The organism is Oleiphilus sp. HI0043 (genome assembly GCF_001634935.1).
In genome coordinates this window covers 1-1,211 of the sequence record NZ_LWEY01001802.1, presented here as the reverse complement: position 1 = coordinate 1,211, position 1,211 = coordinate 1, and the positions used below count along the sequence as shown (strand labels likewise).

Here is a 1,211-nt window from a genome sequence, read left to right as displayed (position 1 = left end):
TGACAACCAGGATGAGACACTAACGAAGGTTTCAAATTCAATCTTTGCTGCTCTAAAATACTGTTCCAGCACACTGTTTTGGAAGTGATCCTTGCCTTCCAGCAATAGAACTTTAGTCGGCAATGCAGTTTTTCTTTGAGCGTCATGTAGTACTACATTTTTGTCTTGCTGGCATTGCAGTTTGAGTTTGAAAATAAACGTTGTGCCAATACCTTCTTCACTTCTAAAGTCTACGCTACCACCCATCAACTCAGCCAAGTGCTTACAAATAGTCAACCCTAAGCCCGTACCGCCATACTTTCCAGTTGTCGAAGAGTCACCTTGAACGAAAGGAGTAAACAGCTTACTTTGCGCAGTTTTTGATAGCCCTATACCGGTATCTCGAACTTCCACAATTAGCTGGGTATTGTTGTCATTCTGGTAAGCCGATTCCAACCACAATTCAACTCGCCCGGAACTGGTAAACTTGACCGCAGTTGCAGCAAGATTCAGAATAACCTGTCGTATTCTATTCGGGTCGCCTTTGACCCAGCGATTGATATCTGGAGATAGATAATAAATAAATTCCAAACGCTTTTCTTGTGCCTGAAAATTGATTAGATCTGCACAGTCATCAACTACCTGACGCAAATCGAAAGGAATGCTTTCTAGATCTAACTGATTCGCCTCGATCTTAGAAAAGTCCATTATATCGTTAATTAAGGACAATAAAGCCTGAGCTGAAGAGTTGATAACATTTACAAACTTATCCTGCTCAGCATCGAGTTTGGTTTTCTTTAACACATCCGACAAACCAATGATGGCATTCATTGGCGTTCGAATATCATGACTCATGGATGCGAGAAAAATATTTTTACTTCTGTTAGCGCTTTCAGCAACTTCTCTGGCGTCATCCAACTGTGAGTTTCGCTGCTTAAGCTCATCTAAGGTTTCACTCAGCTGAGAGGTACGAATATTAAACCAGCTCGCTAACTGGGAAAGTTCGCTACTGCTAGGTATTTTCAGACGCGTTACGTAATCTTCACGGCTAACAAGCTTTCTCACCTGCTGGGTCAGCTTATTAATAGGCTCCATGAAGACCAGGTTGAAGAAGATAATATAAGAGAGAGCACTGAAAACTAACAGTACTAAGAGATTGCTTAATAGGCCGTCAGATATTTCATCTACTACCGCAATACTATACCGGGCAGGCATAGATAGTACGATCTTCC

Annotated in this window: 1 protein-coding gene; it reads right to left on the bottom strand. The window is 41.6% G+C overall.

Annotated elements, in window-relative coordinates; translation table 11 throughout:
* Nucleotides 1–1,194, bottom strand: a 1,194-nt coding sequence (locus A3729_RS27755) for a HAMP domain-containing sensor histidine kinase (RefSeq protein ID WP_231877516.1), incomplete at its 3' end; no start/stop codon positions are given.
* Nucleotides 1,195–1,211 lie beyond the last annotated feature (17 nt).